We start from the raw sequence: 16496 nt of genomic DNA, 5'->3' as shown, positions 1-16496 counted from the left end.
GGTCCCCCTCACTGAATAGATAGATAGACGAGAACCCTATGGGTAAGGCAACCGGCTTTCTCGAGTTCGAGCGCCAGCATGAGGCGTACGAAGCACCGCTCACGCGCGTGAAGCACTACAAGGAATTCGTCGCGGCGCTCTCCGACGCCGACGCGAAGATCCAGGGCGCACGCTGCATGGACTGCGGCATCCCGTTCTGCAACAACGGCTGCCCGGTCAACAACATCATTCCGGACTTCAACGACCTCGTGTTCCGCCAGGACTGGAAGAGCGCGATCGACGTCCTGCATTCCACGAACAATTTTCCCGAGTTCACGGGCCGCATCTGCCCGGCGCCCTGCGAAGCGGCGTGCACGCTCGGCATTAACAACGATCCCGTCGGCATCAAGTCGATCGAGCACGCGATCATCGACAAGGCGTGGACCGAAGGCTGGGTCGCGCCGCAAGTCGCGAAGCACAAGACGGGCAAGAAGGTCGCCGTGGTCGGTTCGGGGCCCGCGGGCCTCGCCGCCGCACAGCAGCTTGCGCGCGCCGGCCACGACGTGACGGTGTTCGAGAAGAACGACCGTATCGGCGGTCTGCTGCGCTACGGCATCCCCGATTTCAAGCTCGAGAAGTGGCTGATCGACCGCCGCATGCGCCAGATGGAAGCCGAAGGCGTGACGTTCCGCACCAACGTGTTCATCGGCCGTAGCGAACTGCCTGCCTACATCGGCAACATGGCGAAGGAAACGATCTCGCCGGAAGAGCTGAAGGACCAGTTCGACGCCGTGGTGATCGCAGGCGGCTCGGAAACGCCGCGTGATCTGCCGGTGCCGGGCCGCGAACTCGAAGGCATTTACTACGCCATGGAGTTCCTGCCGCAGCAGAACAAGGTCAACGCCGGCGACAAGCTGCCGAACCAGCTGCTCGCCAAGGGCAAGCACGTGGTCGTGATCGGCGGCGGCGATACCGGCTCCGACTGCGTGGGCACCTCGAACCGTCACGGCGCGAAGAGCGTCACGCAGTTCGAACTGCTGCCGCAGCCGCCCGAGGAGGAGAACAAGCCGCTCGTGTGGCCGTACTGGCCGATCAAGCTGCGCACGTCGTCGTCGCACGACGAAGGCTGCTCGCGCGACTGGTCGGTCGCGACCAAGCGCCTCGAAGGCAAGAACGGCAAGGTCGAGAAGCTGATCGCCGCGCGCGTGGAGTGGAAGGACGGCAAGATGGTCGAAGTGCCGGGCTCGGAATTCGAAATGAAGGCCGATCTCGTGCTGCTCGCCATGGGCTTCACGCAGCCGGTTTCGCCGGTGCTCGAAGCATTCGGCGTCGAGAAGGATGCGCGCGGCAACGTGCGAGCCTCGACTGAAGGCGAAAAGGCGTACTACACGTCGGTCGACAAGGTCTTCACCGCCGGCGACATGCGCCGCGGCCAGTCGCTCGTGGTGTGGGCGATCCGCGAAGGTCGTCAATGCGCACGTTCCGTCGATGCGTATCTGATGGGCAGCTCGGAGTTGCCGCGTTAAATCCGGTGTGTCCCGCAATAGACGGGGCACATGGGAGACGGCAGGAGACGCAACGACCGAAGCCGGGCACCCGCAAGGGTGACCCGGCTTTTTCACGTGCGTGCCACTCAGGCTGACAGACAGGGTTACCATGACGCGATTGCCCGACCGAACGAGGCCCGCCGATCATGTCCGAAGCCCGCGAGACCGATCGTGACACGCAGCAATGGCGGCGCTGCTTCATCGCGCTTTCGCCCACTGCGGCGTCGCGCGATGCGCTCGCCGCGCTCGACGTGCCGCCCAATGCACGGCGCGTGCCCTATGCGCAACTCCATCTGACAGTGACATTCATCGGCGCGATGTCGTTCGACCAGGGGCGCGCGCTCTCGCGGCGGCTCGCCGAGCACGCGCCGCACATCCCGCCCGCGCAAGTCACGCATATCGAATGCTGGCCGGGACGCGCGCATCCGCGTCTCATGGTGGCCGTGCTCGCGATGTCGGATGCGTTCACTGCGCTCGACTGGCGTGTGCGCTCGCTCATGGGAGACGTGGGATTGCCGCTCGACGCGCGAGCCTTCCGCCCGCACGTGACGCTCGCGCGCTTCGCGCGCGACGCCGTGGGCGCGCCGGCGGCAAGCGGCGGGGAAGCGTTGCCGCCGTTGCGTTTCGAGTCGCTGGTGCTCTATTCGAGCACGCTGGCGAGGCAGGGCGCGCGTTACGAGGCGTTGGCGAGCGTCGCGCTCGATTGAGGCGTCGTCACGCGTCGGCGTCGCTGCCGCCGCTTAGTGGCGGTACCGCGCCAGCGTCAATCCATCGAGATCGATTTCCGGCGAGCGCTGCGTGACGAGGTCCGCGAGCACGCGGCCCGAGCCCATCGACATCGCCCAGCCCGTCGAGCCGTGCCCGACGTTCAGCCACAGGCCATCCACGCCCGACGTGCCGAGCAGCGGCGCGCCGTCCGGCACCATCGGCCGGCGCCCCACCCAGAATTGCGCCGACGAAGGCGTCGCGGCGTGCGGGAACCAGTCGTCGAGCACCTTCATGAGCGTCTGCAGCGCCTGCTCGCGCAGCGTCGCGCGGTGGTCGCCCAGTTCCGCCGTGCCCGCTACACGCAGATACGGCCCGAAGCGCGTGATCGCCGTCTTGAGCGACTCGTCCATGAGCGCGGCGCGCGGGGCCTTCTGCTCGTCGACCACGGGCAGCGTGGCCGAATAGCCTTTCACCGGATACAGCGGCACGCGCACGCCAAGCGGCGCGACGAGCGCCGCGCTCTCCACGCCCAGCGCGACCACCACGGCGTCGGCGGCGAGCGTTTGCGGCGTGGCGTCGGCGGGTTCGCTGCGCTCGGCCGGGCGCAGCACTTCCGCCGGCGCGCGGCGTTGCTCGCGCCGGTCCTTGCGGTTGTTCGCCTTGCCGCGGCCGGGCACGGCACGCACGCGCACGCCGCCGACTTTGCCGCCCGCGGCTTCGAGCGCGAGCACTTCGGTATCGAACAGGAACGTCACGCCTTTCGCCTCGCACACGGCGCGCAGTTCGCGCGTGAAGCGTGCACAGTCGCCGGCCTCGTCGTCTGGCAGATACACGCCGGCCACCGGCTTCGCGCGAGACCAGGCGAGGCCTGGCTCGACCTGCGCGCAGGCGGCGGCATCGAGCTCGCGATAGGCGATGCCCGCGTCGCGCAGCACGCCGAGCGCCGGCTGCGCGAGTTCGAGGTCGTAGTCGCTGCGAAAGAGCTGGAGATACCCCTGGCTACGCCCGTACTCGAACGCGTGCGTGGCGCGAAACGCGTGCAGGCATTCGCGGCTGTAATAGGCAATGCGCTGCATGCGCTGCTTGTTCACGCGAAAGCGCGCGAGATCGCATTCGCGCAGCCAGCGCGCGATCCAGCGCCACTGCGCGACGTCGAGCGTGGGCCGGAAGATGAGAGGCGAGGCAGGCTTGAGCAGGTACTTGATCAGCTTCGCGGGCATGCCGGGCGCGGCCCATGGCGTGACATAGCCGGGCGCGATGACACCGGCATTGCCGAAGCTCGTGCCGAGCGCGACGCCCGGTTCCCGTTCGACGACCGTGACGTCGCAGCCTCGTTCGCTCAGATAGTACGCAGTGGCGACGCCGATCACACCGGCGCCGAGGACGATCGTTTTCATGCCGGGAGTACAACGGGAAGGGGCGGTGGGTATTGCAGCACGTTCGTGCTCATTGTGCAGCGGATCGAGCAGACGGGCGTTCGGCCGCCTCGGCGGGCGTTTCTTCGGTCAGCACCTTGCCCTTTGTTTCGGGCAGGCACAGCGCCGCGACGATCACGAGCAGGTAGCCTGCGCCCGCCACCGCGCCGATCGCTTTCACGAGCGAGGTGGTTTGCGCGAACGTGCCCACGAGAATCGGGAAGAACGAGCCGAGACCGCGCCCGAGGTTGTAGCAGAAGCCCTGGCCCGAGCCGCGAATCGCGTTCGGATAGAGCTCCGAGAGATACGCGCCCACGCCCGCGAAAATGCCCTGCACGACGATGCCGAGCGGGAAGCCGAGCAGGAGCATGGCGGTGTCGGTGATGGGCAGCATCGTGTAGGCCATGCCGAGCGCGAACGAGCCGATGGCGAACAGGATGAACGAGGCGCGCCGTCCGATCTTGTCGCACAGGATCGCGCCGACGATATAGCCCGTGAACGAGCCGACGATCAGCACGATCAGATAGCCGCTCGTGTTGAACACCGAGAGATGGCGCACCGTCTTGAGATAAGTGGGCAGCCAGGTGGTGATTGCGTAGTAGCCGCCGAGCATGCCGGTGCACAGCGCGCTGCCGAGCAGGGTGGTGGCCAGATGCGCGGGCGCGAAGATCTGCATGAAATGGCTTTGCATCGGGCCGCTTTCGCGCGCGCGGCGCGTGGCGACGAACACGTCGGGGTCGCTTACGTTGCGGCGCACATAGAGAATCCAGAGCGCGGGCACGATGCCGATCCAGAAGCATGCGCGCCATGCGTATTCCTCGGGCAGCAGGGCGAAGAAGGCCCAGTAGAGGACGGCGGCCGCGCCCCAGCCGAACGACCAGCTGCTCTGCACCGTGCCCACGGCCTTCGCGCGATGCTGCGGCGAGCGGATCGTTTCGGCCATCATCATCGTGACGACCGTCCATTCGCCGCCAAAGCCGATGCCCTGCAGTGTGCGCGTGGCGAGCAACTGCCAGAACGAATGCGTGAAACCGGAGAGGCAGGTGAAGAGCGCGAAGGTGGCGATGGTCCACTGCAGCACGCGCACGCGGCCGTAGCGGTCGGCGAGGATGCCGGCGAGCCAGCCGCCGATCGCCGACGAAATCAGCGAGCTGGTCGCGATCATGCCGGCCTCGCTCCTGGTCATGCCCCAGGCCGCGATGAGCGTCGGGATCAGGAACGAGTAGATCATGAAGTCGAACGCGTCGACGGCGTAACCGCCGAACCCCGCGTAGAGCGTGCGCCGCTCTCGCGCGTTCAACTCGGTGAACCAGTGAAAGTAGCCCATCGCGTGTCTTCCCCATAGTTGTTGTGCGCGCAACGAACCGGGCGGGCGCGTGCGGCGCTTGCGACCCGGCTGGCGCCGCACGCGTTGGGTGGCGTGTGCGCTTGACGCTGCCGGGCCGCGCGGTGCGCCGCTGCCCGTCTCCGGTATGCTGGAGGGGTATTTTACGGCGCGAAACCGCGCCGAGGCGAGGGACAATTTGGGGCGCCCGCTATCGTTGTATTCCGGCGTTTAGTTCGATAGCGAGCGATCGATGGCGCCCGGTAGCAACCGCACGGCGTTAAAGCGTGAGCCCGCCATCGACATGAATCACCTGGCCGGTGATGTGGCGCGCGGCGTCCGAGAGCAGGAAGGCGATGAGTTCGGCGATATCCGCGGGATCCGCCACGCGGCCGAGCGGCGTTTCCTGCGCCGCACGCTCCCACACCGGCGCGTTTTCCGGCGTGGGGCCCTTGTCCTTGCGCGTATAGCCGGGCGCGACGCAGTTCACGGTCACGCCATGCGGCGCCAGCTCCGCCGCGGCGGTTTTCGCCAGCGATTCGAGCGCGGCCTTCGCGGCGGCCGTGGCTGCGAACGGCGCGCCGGCGCGGTAGCGGTGTGCAACGAATGAACTCAGCGCGACCACGCGGGCGCGCGCCGAGCGCTCCAGCGCCGGTTGCGCGCGTTGCACGAGCGCGGCGAACGCGGCGGGCATGGCGGCGAATGCGCCTTCGAGCGACGCGGCGTCGAGCGCGGCGAGCGTCTGGCGCTGCGCATGCCCGGCGTTGGCCACGAGCTGGTCGAGTGCGCCGAAGTGCGCGAGCGTGGCGTCCACGAGGGCGCCCGCCTCGCCGGCCTGCGCGAGATTGCCGTACGCGACGGCGCAGGTCGAGCCGCGCCGTTCGCATTCGGCGGTAACGGCGGCGAGCCGGGCGCGCGCCGCTTCGTCCGCGCCGCGCGCGTGCAGCATCAACGCCACGCCGGGCGCCGCGATGCGACGCGCGAGCGCCGCGCCGATCCCCGAGCCCGCGCCCGTGACCAGCACGACGCGCACCGCGCTTGCGCTCACGCAGCAACCCGCTCTTCGGGCATGCGCTCGATCTCGAGCGTTTCGTGATGGTAGGCCGCAAGCGACTCGCGGTGCGCGACGCTCACGATCGCCGCCTTGGGCAGGCGCTCCATGAACAGCTTGTAGAGACGGCTTTCGTTGTCGGGGTCGAGCGCGCTCGTCGCTTCGTCGAGGAACAGATAGTCGGGTTTGTGCAGCAGCACGCGCGCGCCCGCAAGGCGTTGCTGCTCGCCCGGCGAGAGCACGCGCGACCAGTGTGCCGATTCGGCGAGACGATCCACGTACTCTTCGAGGCGGCACGCGCGCAGCGCTTCGCGGCAGTCATCGTCGCTGTAGTCGTCGGCGGGCGAGGGGTAGGTGAGCGCCGCCTTGAGCGTGCCGATGGGCAGATAGCTCTGCTGCGGGATGAACATCATGCGCGCATCCACAGGCGCGTCGATCGAACCTTCGCCGAACGGCCAGAGGCCCGCGAGCGCGCGCATCAGCGTGCTCTTGCCCGCGCCCGAAGGCCCGCGCACGAGCCAGCGCGAGCCCGGCTTGATGGCGATGTCGCGCACTTCCGAGAGCGGCATGCCGTTGGGCAGCGAGAGCTTGAGATGCTCGGTGGCCAGCTCGTTGTTGTCGATGAAGTGCAGATTGATGCCGCCGTGCTCGGTGGCGGGCGAGACCGATTCCTTCAGGCGCGGCGAGTGCACCACACGCACGAATTCGCGCAGACGATTCACGGTGGCGCGCCATTCGACCAGCGTGGAGTAACTGTTGATGAACCACGAGAACGAGTCGCTCACGGTACCGAACGCCTGCGAGATCTGCATCAGCACGCCGAACGTGAAGGCGCCCGCGAAGTAGCGCGGCGCCGCCACCACGAGCGGGAAGATGATGGCGATCTGGCCGTAGAAGCTCAGCACGAAGGTGAGGCGCTTCGTGTACTTCATCACGCGCCACCAGTTGTCCTTGATGTGCGCGAAGAGGCCTTGCGCGTTGCCGCGCTCGGTGTCCATGCCGTCGTAGAGGGCGATCTGCTCGGCGTTTTCGCGCAGGCGGATGAGTCCGAAGCGGAAGTCCGCTTCCACCTTTTGTTGCTGATAGTTGATCGACACGAGCGGGTGGCCGACCTTCTGGATCACGAGCGAGCCGAACACGGCATAGAGCGCGGCGGCCCAGACCATGTAGCCCGGAATCGCGAGCGGTTGGCCGCCCAGCGTGACGGTGAGCGCGCCCGCGAGCGTCCACAGGATCGTGACGAACGAGACGAGCGTGACGACCGTGGAGAGCAGGTCGAGCGTGAGCGAGAGCGTGGTCGTGGCGAACGACTGGAGGTCGTCGCTGATCCGCTGGTCGGGGTTGTCGGCGAGGCGGTCGCGCTCGATGCGGTAGAACGCGCCCTTGCCGAGCCACTCGTTCAGGAACCGGGTAGTGAGCCACTGACGCCAGCGAAAGCCGAGCATCTGGCGCAGATAGCGGCCATACACCGCGAGGATGATGAAGCCGAACGCCAGTTCAGTGAAGGTCATCAGCAGCGCCGGGAAGCGCTTGACGTCCTTGGCCTGCAACGCGTTGTAGAACTCCGCGCTCCAGCCGTTCAGGCGCACGTTGATCCACACGACGAGCAGGTTCATCACGATGATCGCGACGAGCAGGCCCCAGGCGATCCATCGTTCCTCGGAGACCCAGTAGGGCTTGATCAGGCTCCACGCGGTGATCTTCTGGTGCTCGTTCTGATCGGGCGTGGCGCGGGCAGGTTGGTTGGTCATGTGGGTCCTGAAGGTGTGGCGGCCCGCTGGGGGCGAGCGCCGTGCGCCGCACGGCGGCAGCGATTTTTGCAGCGATTCTGTCGCCGGGCGCTTAAGTGAGTCTTAATGGGTTGCAGGTGCAGTCAAACCCGGCGCAAGGCGTGGAGACAAAAGCGCACGCCGGCGCCGCCGTAGCGTGGCGCCCATTGTCTCACCGCGCGGGCTTGCGAGGCGAAAGCGGCGGGTTCCGGGCATTGTGCCAGACGAGGCCCCCCGGTTCCGCCGAGGTTTGCGGGCCGCGCGCGTTTTGTGGTCTAATCGACCCTGACGAAACAGGGGTGCTTCACCGGTATGCCGGGCATGCCGCCAGTGAGGCTGAGAGAGACCCTTCGCACCCGATCCGGGTAATACCGGCGCGGGAAGTTTCCAGAAAGTCTTGGCCGGCGCCCAGCCTTTGCAGGGGCGCCAGGATTCCCGCCGGGCTGCGCTTTGGGCGCATGGGTTCGTACGAATTCCTTATCGGGACGTATGGGCCGTCTGCGCCGCATAGCCTCCACGGTCGGCCTTGCCAGCCGGTTTCGTCCTTGGGTACGTCTGCTGCTGCCGTACGGAAAGGATACGATGACCGCCTATTCTCTTTGTTCCCCGATTCTTGTCGCGTTTCTTGTCGCGTTCGCCTTGCGTGACGGAGTGTCGTCATGAGCCCCGCCCGTAACCCCAGTTTGGGCGGCGTGCCCGACTTCGTCGTGCTCGGCGGCGGCCTGAGCGGCCGGCTCGTCGCGTGGCGTCTGGCCGGCGAGGGCCATCGCGTCGCGCTTTACGAGCGCGGCGGCCCCGAAGGCGGCGAGGCTGCGGCCTGGGTCGCGGCGGCCATGCTCGCGCCGCTCGCGGAGGCCGCCGTCGCCGAACTGCTGATTACCGAGCTTGGCGTCGCCTCGCTTGAATCCTGGCCGCGCATTCTGGCCGAGTTGCCGGAGCCCGTGTTCTTCCAGCGCAACGGCACGCTCGTCGTCTGGCATACCGCAGATCGCACCGAAGCGCCGCTCTTCGAGCGCCGCGTGCGCGCCAACGCGCCGCGTTCTCTCGCCGATGCGAACTTCGTTGCGCTCGCCGGTGCCCAGCTCGACGCGGCCGAACCGGCGCTCGCCGGGCGCTTCGCGCGCGGCTGGCTGCTCGAAGGCGAGGGCCAGCTCGACAATCGCCAGGCCTTGGCCGCGCTGGCGGCGGGGCTCGCCGCGCGCGGCGTGGAAACTCACTGGCACACCACGGTCGACGAGGCCAATCTGCCGCCCGCGCGCGTGACGATCGACTGCCGCGGGCTGGGCGCCAAACCCGCGCTGCCGGGGTTGCGCGGCATTCGCGGCGAAGTCGCGCGCGTGCATGCGCCGGGCATCACGCTCACGCGCCCGGTGCGGCTGCTGCATCCGCGCTATCCGCTCTATATCGCGCCCAAGGAACACGATGTCTTCGTGATCGGCGCGACCGAGATCGAAGGCGAGGACCGTTCGCCCGTGAGCGTGCGCTCGGCGCTCGAACTGCTGAGCGCGGCGTTTGCGGTGCATCCGGCGTTCGGCGAGGCGCGCATCCTCGAGTTGAACACGCAGTGCCGCCCGACGCTGCCCGACCATCGCCCGGCGCTCATTTGGGACGGCAAGACCACGCTGCGCGTGAACGGCCTCTATCGGCACGGCTTCATGATCGCGCCGGAAGTCGCCGACGAAGCCGCGCGCTTCGCCCAGGCGCTCCTCGACGCCCGTGTGAGCGATGCCGATTCCTTCGAGTCGCTGCGCCGCGCGTCGCGCTGGGGCGGCATGCTGCACGCGCAGGGCGCGCACGAGCCGGCCTGAAGCCTCACCAGAAACAATCCGCAGTTCGAGAACGTATTTGCCATGGACATTCATATCAACCAGAAGCCGATCACGCTGCCCGAGGGCGCGACTGTCGCCGATGCGCTCGCCGCATTCGGCGCGCGCCCGCCGTTCGCCGTGGCCCTGAACGGCGATTTCGTGGCGCGCACCCAGCATGACGCGCGCTCGCTCCAGGCGGGCGACCGCCTCGACGTCGTGAGCCCGGTGGCCGGCGGCTGAGCTTCGCTCGCCCCAAGCTGCTGGCCGCGCGTCGCCGCTTATTGCACAGGTAGCGAGCGCTTTCACGACACCGCCAAGGATTGCAACCCATGACCGCCCCATCCAACGCCGACGCGCTCACGCTCTACGGCGAAACCTTCGCGAGCCGCGTGCTGCTCGGCACGTCGCGCTATCCGTCGCTGCAGTCGCTCGCCGATTCGATGGCCGCCGCGCGCCCCGGCATGATCACCGTCGCACTGCGCCGCCAGATGAACGACGGCACCGCCGAGGCCGGCTTCTTCGACCTGCTCAAGCGCCACGGCGTGCCGCTCCTGCCGAACACGGCCGGCTGCCTCACCGTCAACGAGGCGGTGACGACGGCGCACATGGCGCGCGAAGTCTTCGAAACCGACTGGATCAAGCTCGAGCTGATCGGCGACGACTACACGCTGCAGCCCGACCCGGTCGGCCTGATCGAGGCCGCGTCGCGTCTCGTGAAGGATGGCTTCAAGGTGCTGCCGTATTGCACCGAGGATCTCGTGATCGGGCGGCGTCTGCTCGACGCCGGTTGCGAGGCGCTCATGCCGTGGGGCGCGCCGATCGGCACCGGCAAGGGCGTGATCAACCCCTACGGCTTGCGCGTGCTGCGCGAGCGCCTGCCCGATGTGCCGCTCATCGTCGATGCGGGCCTCGGCGTGCCTTCGCACGCGTGCCAGGTGATGGAGTGGGGCTTCGACGGCGTGCTGCTCAACACGGCCGTTTCGCAGGCCACGCACCCCGAGGCGATGGCGCGCGCGTTCGCGCTGGGCGTCGAGGCGGGGCGCGCCGCGTATCTCGCCGGACCGATGGCCGAGCGCGAAGCGGCGGTGGCGAGTACGCCCGTGGTCGGCATGCCGTTCTGGCACCAGGATGGAGACAAGCGATGACTGAGACGCTGCGATTGCAGGGCCGCGAACTGTTCTGGCCGCCCGCGGACGAACTCACCGAAACGGCGGAGCGCATCCGCGCGCGCCTGGGCGACTGGCAGCCCACGCATGCGCCGTGGCGCATTTGTCTCACGCCGCCCGACGCGCCCAACGGCGGCGATCTGATCATCGTGACCGATGCGGCGCCGCATCTGGCCAGCATCGCGCGCTGGATGACCGACGGCGCGGGCGTGATCGAAGCCGCGGGCGAAAACCCGAAGGCGGCGCGCGCCACGCTGCATCTGGGCGGCGAGCGTTACGCGCTCGAAGGCGAGTTGGCGGAAGACTGGATCCCGGCGCTGGCGGCGTTCCTCGACTGCGGCTTCGACCCGCACGACGCGCTCGTGCTCGCGCTCGCCTGGCGCGACGGCGACGAGCAGCAGGCCGACGCCTGGCCCGTCGACATCAGGCGCTTTCCGCGCGTGCTGGGCCTGCCCGCCGCGCCCGCGCAGCCGTTCGCGCCGTGTCCCGCGAAGCTTGGCCTGTATCCGGTGCTGCCCACGGCCGAGTGGGTCGAGCGCGTGCTCGACTACGGCGTGAAGACGGTGCAGTTGCGCAGCAAGCAGCCGAAGTCCGCGGCGCTCACGCACGAAATCGAGCGCTGCGTCGCGGCGGGCCGCAAGCACGATGCGCAGCTTTTCATCAACGATCACTGGCAGGAGGCCGTCGCGGCCGGCGCTTATGGCGTGCACCTCGGCCAGGAAGACCTGCGCGAAGCCGACCTCGGCGCGATCGCGGCGGCTGGCGTGCGTCTTGGCCTGTCGACGCACGGCTACTTCGAGATGCTCACGGCGCTTCATTTCCGTCCGAGCTACCTCGCGTGCGGCGCCGTTTTCGCCACCACGACCAAGGCGATGCCCACGGCGCCCCAGGGCCTCGCGCGACTCGCCCGCTACGTGAAGCTGCTGGACGGCGTCGTGCCGATGGTGGCGATCGGCGGCATCGACGGCAACGTGCTGCCCGAGGTCCTTGCGACTGGCGCAGGCAGCGCGGCGGTGGTGCGCGCGGTGACCGAGGCGCCCGACCCGGTTGCTGCGGTTGCTGCATTGCGCAACGCGTTTACGCAATAATGGTCCGCCCTGGCTTCGGGCTGCGCCGCGTGCGCGACCCGGGGCCGAGGGGGCCGCAACCCGCCACAGCGGGCGCTTGCGGCTTACATCAACGGGACGAGGGGCGTCACGGCAGGTTTTCCACGATGGCCCTATAATCCCGCCTTCGTGTAAATGGACTGTCAGCCACGTGCCCTCAACCTCTGAGACCCTACTGGAGCTGCGCGACGTCGACTTCGGCTACGGCGACCGGCTCGTCCTGTCCGGCCTGAACATGCGCTTTCCGCGCGGTCAAGTGGTGGCAGTCATGGGCGGCTCCGGTGGCGGAAAAACGACAGTGCTGCGTCTGATCGGCGGCCTCGTTCGCGCCCAGCGCGGCCAGGTGCTGTTCGGCGGCCAGGACGTCGGCGCGCAATCGCGCGATGGCCTCTATGCCCTGCGCCGCAAGATGGGCATGCTCTTCCAGTTCGGCGCGCTCTTCACCGACATGTCGGTGTTCGAGAACGTCGCCTTCGCCCTGCGCGAGCACACCGATCTGCCCGAAGCGCTGATCCGCGACCTCGTGCTCATGAAGCTCAACGCCGTCGGCCTGCGTGGCGCGCGCGACCTGGCGCCTTCGGAAATTTCCGGCGGCATGGCGCGGCGCGTGGCGCTCGCGCGCGCCATCGCGCTCGACCCCGAACTCATGATGTACGACGAGCCGTTCGCGGGTCTCGACCCGATTTCGCTCGGCATCACCGCGAACCTCATCCGCACGCTCAACGACGTGCTCGGCGCAACCTCGATCCTCGTCACGCACGACGTGCCCGAGTCATTCGCCATCGCCGACTACGTGTACTTCCTGGCGAACGGCCGGGTGCAGGCGCAGGGCACGCCCGACGAGCTGCGCGCCTCGACCGACCCGATCGTGCGCCAGTTCATCGACGGCGCGCCGGACGGCCCGTTCCGGTTCCATTACCCGTCGAACCTGCCGCTCGAAGCGGACTTCGGCATTGGCGGAGGCCGCTCATGATCGGCGCCATCAGTTCGATCGGGCGCACCGTGCTCGAAACGATCGCGCGCGCGGGACATGCCACGCGCTTTTTCGTGCGCCTCGTCCTCGAATTCTTCCCGCTGCTGCGCCGGCCGCGTCTTGTCACGAAGCAGATCCACTTCGTCGGCAATTATTCGCTGTTGATCATTGCCGTGTCGGGCCTGTTCGTGGGCTTCGTGCTCGGGCTGCAGGGGTATTACACGCTCAACCGCTACGGCTCGGAGCAGGCGCTCGGACTGCTGGTCGCGCTCTCGCTCGTGCGCGAGCTCGGGCCCGTCGTCACCGCGCTGCTGTTCGCGGGCCGCGCGGGCACCTCGCTCACGGCCGAGATCGGCCTCATGAAGGCGGGCGAGCAGCTCACGGCCATGGAGATGATGGCGGTGGACCCGGTGCGCGTGGTAGTTGCGCCGCGCATGTGGGCAGGCGTGGTGGCCATGCCGATCCTCGCGGCCATCTTCAGCGCGGTCGGCATTCTGGGTGGCTATGTGGTGGGCGTGCTGCTGATCGGCGTGGACGCCGGCGCCTTCTGGTCGCAAATGCAGGGCGGCGTGGACGTCTGGGCCGACGTGGGCAACGGCGTGATGAAGAGCATCGTGTTCGGCTTCGCCGTGACGTTCACCGCGCTCTATCAGGGCTACGAGGCGAAGCCCACGCCCGAGGGCGTGTCGCGCGCGACTACCAAAACGGTCGTGTACGCGTCGCTCGCGGTGCTCGGCCTCGACTTCCTGCTCACCGCGCTGATGTTCAGCTAAACGGTTCAGCCAAAGACGCCGGGCAGCGGCCCGGCCGCGCGGCGCGTATCTGAGCGCTGCTGCAACGGATTCTCATTGGGATGACGATGAAAAAGAATGCTCTCGACTTCTGGGTCGGCCTGTTTGTGGTGCTGGGCTTTATCGCGCTGCTGTTTCTCGCGCTGAAGGCCGGCAACATGAGTTCGCTGTCGTTCCAGTCCACCTATCCGGTGAAGCTCAAGTTCGACAATATCGGCGGCCTCAAGCCGCGCGCGCCGGTGAAGAGCGCGGGCGTGACCGTGGGCCGCGTGGCTTCGATCGGCTTCGATTCCAACACCTATCAGGCGCTGGTGACGATCAACATCGACCAGCAGTATCAGTTTCCGAAGGATACGTCGGCGAAGATCCTGACGTCGGGCCTGCTCGGTGAGCAGTACATCGGCCTCGAGCCGGGCGGCGATTCGGAAATGCTCAAGGCGGGCGACACCATTTCGATGACGCAGTCGGCCATCGTGCTCGAGAACCTGATCGGACAGTTCCTCTATAGCAAGGCGGCCGATTCGGGCGCCGCGAAGCCGTCCAGCGGCGCGAGCACGGATGCGGCGCCTGCCGCAGCACCCGCGCCCGCACCGGCTGCTTCGGCGGCTCAATAAGAAGGAGAAAAAGAATGACGACCATCCGCATGCGCGCCATTACGCTTGGCGTCGCAGCGCTTGCACTCGGGGGCTGTTCGACGGTGCAGACGCCGTCGAAGGAAGATCCATGGGAAGGTTTCAACCGCACGGTGTACACGTTCAACGACAAGGTCGACACGTACGCGCTCAAGCCGGTGGCGCAGGGCTACGTGAAGGTGACGCCGCAGCCCGTGCGCGACAGCGTGACGAACTTCTTCGCGAACATCGGCGACGTGTACAACGCCGCGAACAACTTCCTGCAGCTGAAGATCACCGATGGTGTCGAGGACATCATGCGAATCGTGATCAACACGGTCTTCGGCGTGGGTGGCCTGTTCGACGTCGCGACGCTCGCGAAGCTGCCCAAGCACAACCAGGACTTCGGCCTCACGCTCGGTCACTATGGCGTGCCGCCCGGCCCGTACCTCGTGCTGCCGCTGTTCGGCCCGAGCACCGTGCGTGACGGCGTGGGCCTCGTGCCCAACTACTTCATCAATCCGCTCACCTATGTGGATCCGGCCGCGCTGTCGTGGGGCCTTTACGGCCTGAACGTGGTGAGCACGCGCGCCAACCTGCTTGGCGCAAGCGACCTGCTCGAAGGCGCGGCGATCGACAAGTACTCGTTCATCCGCAACGCCTATCTGCAGCGCCGTCGCTACCTGCTTTCGGACGGCCGCGCGTCGTCTGACAGCAACCTGCCGGATTACGGCGACGGCGCACCGCTGCCGAAGTACGACGACACCGACGAGGGCGCGGCGGCGCCCGCTTCGGGGGCGGCTGCCGGTGCGGCGGCGCCTGCTTCGGGCACTGCGCCTGCGGCCACGCCGAATGCGGCGAGCACGGTGCCCGCAACCCCCAGCGGCGCAACAACCCCCGCTCCGGCCGCGCTGGAAGGCCCGGCTGGCGCCGCGGCGCCCATGGGCGCGTCGGAAACCACCGTACCGGGCGACCAGATGATCCCGCCCGCGCGCATCGGCTTCCCGAGCATGCTGCGGCTGCACTGAGCGTTGCGCTCCGGCGTGGTGAAGGCCTCGCCGGCGCTTTCGTCTGACATATAGGTGTGAGTAACAAGCAGAAACGCTTGTCGCACTTTGCTGGCAGTTTTCGACACAGCGAGATAGATCTCGCGTGATATCGTTGGCTCCAACGGGGCGATGTCCCCCAACTAGCAGGACTCGATATGAAAAAATTCCTTCTGTACCCGTTTTTCGCCATGTTTCTTTCGTTTGCCGGCGGTGCGTTCGCCCAGACGGTAGACACCAGCAATCCCGACGCGATGGTCCAGACGGTCACGCAGCAGGTCATGAGCCAGATCAAGGGTGACAAGTCCATCCAGTCCGGCGACATCAGCAAGATCACGCAGCTCGTAAACGAAAAGATCCTGCCGTACACCGACTTCCGCCGCACCACGCAGCTCGCGATGGGCCGCAACTGGCGCACGGCCACGCCGGAGCAGCAACAACAGGTCATCGAGCAGTTCAAGACGCTGCTCATCCGCACCTACTCGGGCGCGCTCGCCCAGGTGCGCGACCAGCAGATCCAGTACAAGCCGTTCCGCGCGAACCCGGACGACACCGACGTCGTGGTCCGTTCGACGGTCATGAACGGCGGCCAGCCGATCGAGCTCGACTATCGCCTCTACAAGACGCCGCAAGGCTGGCGCGTGTATGACATCAACGTGCTCGGCGCGTGGCTCATCCAGGCGTACCAGCAGCAGTTCCAGGAAAAGATCCAGCAAGGCGGCGTGGACGGCCTGATTCAGTTCCTCACGCAGCGTAACCAGCAACTCGCATCGGGCAAGGCGACCTCGTGAGCGAACGTTTCGCCACCGGCGCCAACCTGACCCACGAGAGCGCAAAGGCCGCGCTCTCGGCCGGGTTCGCGCAGATTTCGGCGGGCGCCACCGCCGTGGACTGCGCGGCGCTCACCCAGTTCGATTCGTCGGCGCTCGCCGTGCTGATCGCCTGGCAGCGTGCCGCGCGCGAGCGCGGCGCTCCGCTTGCCGTGCTCAATTTGCCCCCCGCGCTCGCCTCTCTCGCGCGCGCCTACGGCGTCGATTCGCTTCTCAACGAGCGACATTGACCCGCGTCGCCTGGCCGAACGATTGCGTTCGAGCGGCACAACGCCGCACAGCCGGGCCGACGCCGTTGCGCCTCCAAGGCCAGGCCGTGCTCTCCGACTTGGCCTATAATCAACCGTTTTTTGGGCGCTGCCTCGGCGCAAA

General features: G+C 67.5%; 16 protein-coding genes and 1 riboswitch. Of the genes, 12 read left to right on the top strand and 4 right to left on the bottom strand.

Translation table 11 applies throughout. The annotated features are described in order from the left end of the window. The first annotated feature begins 38 nt into the window (after positions 1 to 38). Complete coding sequence (locus tag BHE01S_RS28105; protein WP_042269692.1) at positions 39 to 1505, top strand: glutamate synthase subunit beta; 1467 nt, start codon at positions 39 to 41, stop codon at positions 1503 to 1505. 167 nt (positions 1506 to 1672) lie between these two features. Beyond that, positions 1673 to 2233 carry an RNA 2',3'-cyclic phosphodiesterase gene (gene thpR / locus BHE01S_RS28100; RefSeq protein WP_042269690.1) on the top strand — a complete coding sequence of 187 codons (561 nt, stop codon included), beginning with the start codon at positions 1673 to 1675 and terminating at the stop codon, positions 2231 to 2233. 33 nt (positions 2234 to 2266) lie between these two features. On the opposite strand, the gene BHE01S_RS28095 is transcribed toward thpR, so the two are convergent. The 4 genes from BHE01S_RS28095 to BHE01S_RS28080 all read right to left on the bottom strand — a co-directional run bounded on the left by BHE01S_RS28095 (position 2267) and on the right by BHE01S_RS28080 (position 7775). After that, positions 2267 to 3631 (bottom strand): D-amino acid dehydrogenase, encoded by a 1365-nt coding sequence (locus tag BHE01S_RS28095; RefSeq protein WP_042269688.1) that lies wholly within the window; start codon positions 3629 to 3631, stop codon positions 2267 to 2269. A 49-nt stretch (positions 3632 to 3680) separates the two neighbouring features. Next, the gene (locus BHE01S_RS28090) at positions 3681 to 4976 is read right to left on the bottom strand and encodes an MFS transporter (protein ID WP_042269686.1); all 1296 of its coding nucleotides are present in this window, start codon (positions 4974 to 4976) and stop codon (positions 3681 to 3683) included. A gap of 277 nt (positions 4977 to 5253) precedes the next feature. After that, the gene (locus BHE01S_RS28085) at positions 5254 to 6021 is read right to left on the bottom strand and encodes an SDR family NAD(P)-dependent oxidoreductase (RefSeq protein WP_042269684.1); all 768 of its coding nucleotides are present in this window, start codon (positions 6019 to 6021) and stop codon (positions 5254 to 5256) included. Next, positions 6018 to 7775, bottom strand: a complete 1758-nt coding sequence (locus BHE01S_RS28080; RefSeq protein ID WP_042269682.1) for an ABC transporter ATP-binding protein/permease — start codon at positions 7773 to 7775, stop codon at positions 6018 to 6020. The genes BHE01S_RS28085 and BHE01S_RS28080 overlap by 4 nt, the downstream gene beginning before the upstream one ends. 303 nt (positions 7776 to 8078) lie before the next feature. Continuing rightward, positions 8079 to 8193: riboswitch (TPP riboswitch) on the top strand. A gap of 259 nt (positions 8194 to 8452) precedes the next feature. Here BHE01S_RS28080 and BHE01S_RS28075 point away from each other — a divergent pair. From BHE01S_RS28075 to BHE01S_RS28030, 10 genes are all read left to right on the top strand, one after another. Next, on the top strand, positions 8453 to 9601 hold the full coding sequence (locus tag BHE01S_RS28075; protein WP_042269680.1) for an FAD-dependent oxidoreductase: 1149 nt from the start codon (positions 8453 to 8455) through the stop codon (positions 9599 to 9601). Positions 9602 to 9643: 42 nt separating this feature from the next. After that, positions 9644 to 9841, top strand: coding sequence for a sulfur carrier protein ThiS (gene thiS / locus BHE01S_RS28070; RefSeq protein WP_042269678.1), 198 nt, complete (start codon positions 9644 to 9646; stop codon positions 9839 to 9841). Between the two features lie 89 nt (positions 9842 to 9930). Next, the gene (locus tag BHE01S_RS28065) at positions 9931 to 10746 is read left to right on the top strand and encodes a thiazole synthase (protein WP_042269676.1); all 816 of its coding nucleotides are present in this window, start codon (positions 9931 to 9933) and stop codon (positions 10744 to 10746) included. Next, a complete protein-coding gene (gene thiE, locus BHE01S_RS37195; protein WP_084069318.1) occupies positions 10743 to 11855 on the top strand; it encodes a thiamine phosphate synthase in 1113 nt (370 codons plus the stop codon). The genes BHE01S_RS28065 and thiE overlap by 4 nt, the downstream gene beginning before the upstream one ends. A 169-nt stretch (positions 11856 to 12024) precedes the next feature. Further along, positions 12025 to 12846, top strand: a complete 822-nt coding sequence (locus BHE01S_RS28055; protein ID WP_042269674.1) for an ABC transporter ATP-binding protein — start codon at positions 12025 to 12027, stop codon at positions 12844 to 12846. After that, entirely contained in the window at positions 12843 to 13619 is a 777-nt protein-coding gene (mlaE, locus tag BHE01S_RS28050; protein ID WP_042269672.1) for a lipid asymmetry maintenance ABC transporter permease subunit MlaE, read from the top strand. Before BHE01S_RS28055 ends, mlaE begins: the two co-directional genes overlap by 4 nt. A gap of 86 nt (positions 13620 to 13705) precedes the next feature. Continuing rightward, a complete protein-coding gene (mlaD, locus tag BHE01S_RS28045; RefSeq protein ID WP_042269766.1) occupies positions 13706 to 14251 on the top strand; it encodes an outer membrane lipid asymmetry maintenance protein MlaD in 546 nt (181 codons plus the stop codon). A gap of 14 nt (positions 14252 to 14265) precedes the next feature. Then, complete coding sequence (locus BHE01S_RS28040) at positions 14266 to 15276, top strand: MlaA family lipoprotein (protein WP_042269670.1); 1011 nt, start codon at positions 14266 to 14268, stop codon at positions 15274 to 15276. A 176-nt stretch (positions 15277 to 15452) separates the two neighbouring features. Next, positions 15453 to 16085 carry an MlaC/ttg2D family ABC transporter substrate-binding protein gene (locus BHE01S_RS28035; RefSeq protein WP_042269668.1) on the top strand — a complete coding sequence of 211 codons (633 nt, stop codon included), beginning with the start codon at positions 15453 to 15455 and terminating at the stop codon, positions 16083 to 16085. Continuing rightward, positions 16082 to 16354: an STAS domain-containing protein gene (locus BHE01S_RS28030; RefSeq protein ID WP_042269666.1), complete on the top strand. Its 273-nt coding sequence runs from the start codon at positions 16082 to 16084 to the stop codon at positions 16352 to 16354. Before BHE01S_RS28035 ends, BHE01S_RS28030 begins: the two co-directional genes overlap by 4 nt. The last annotated feature ends 142 nt before the right edge of the window (positions 16355 to 16496 follow it).

Source organism: Paraburkholderia heleia NBRC 101817 (assembly GCF_000739775.1).
Taxonomy (GTDB): domain Bacteria; phylum Pseudomonadota; class Gammaproteobacteria; order Burkholderiales; family Burkholderiaceae; genus Paraburkholderia; species Paraburkholderia heleia.
This window is presented reverse-complemented; position numbering and strand designations above follow the sequence as displayed.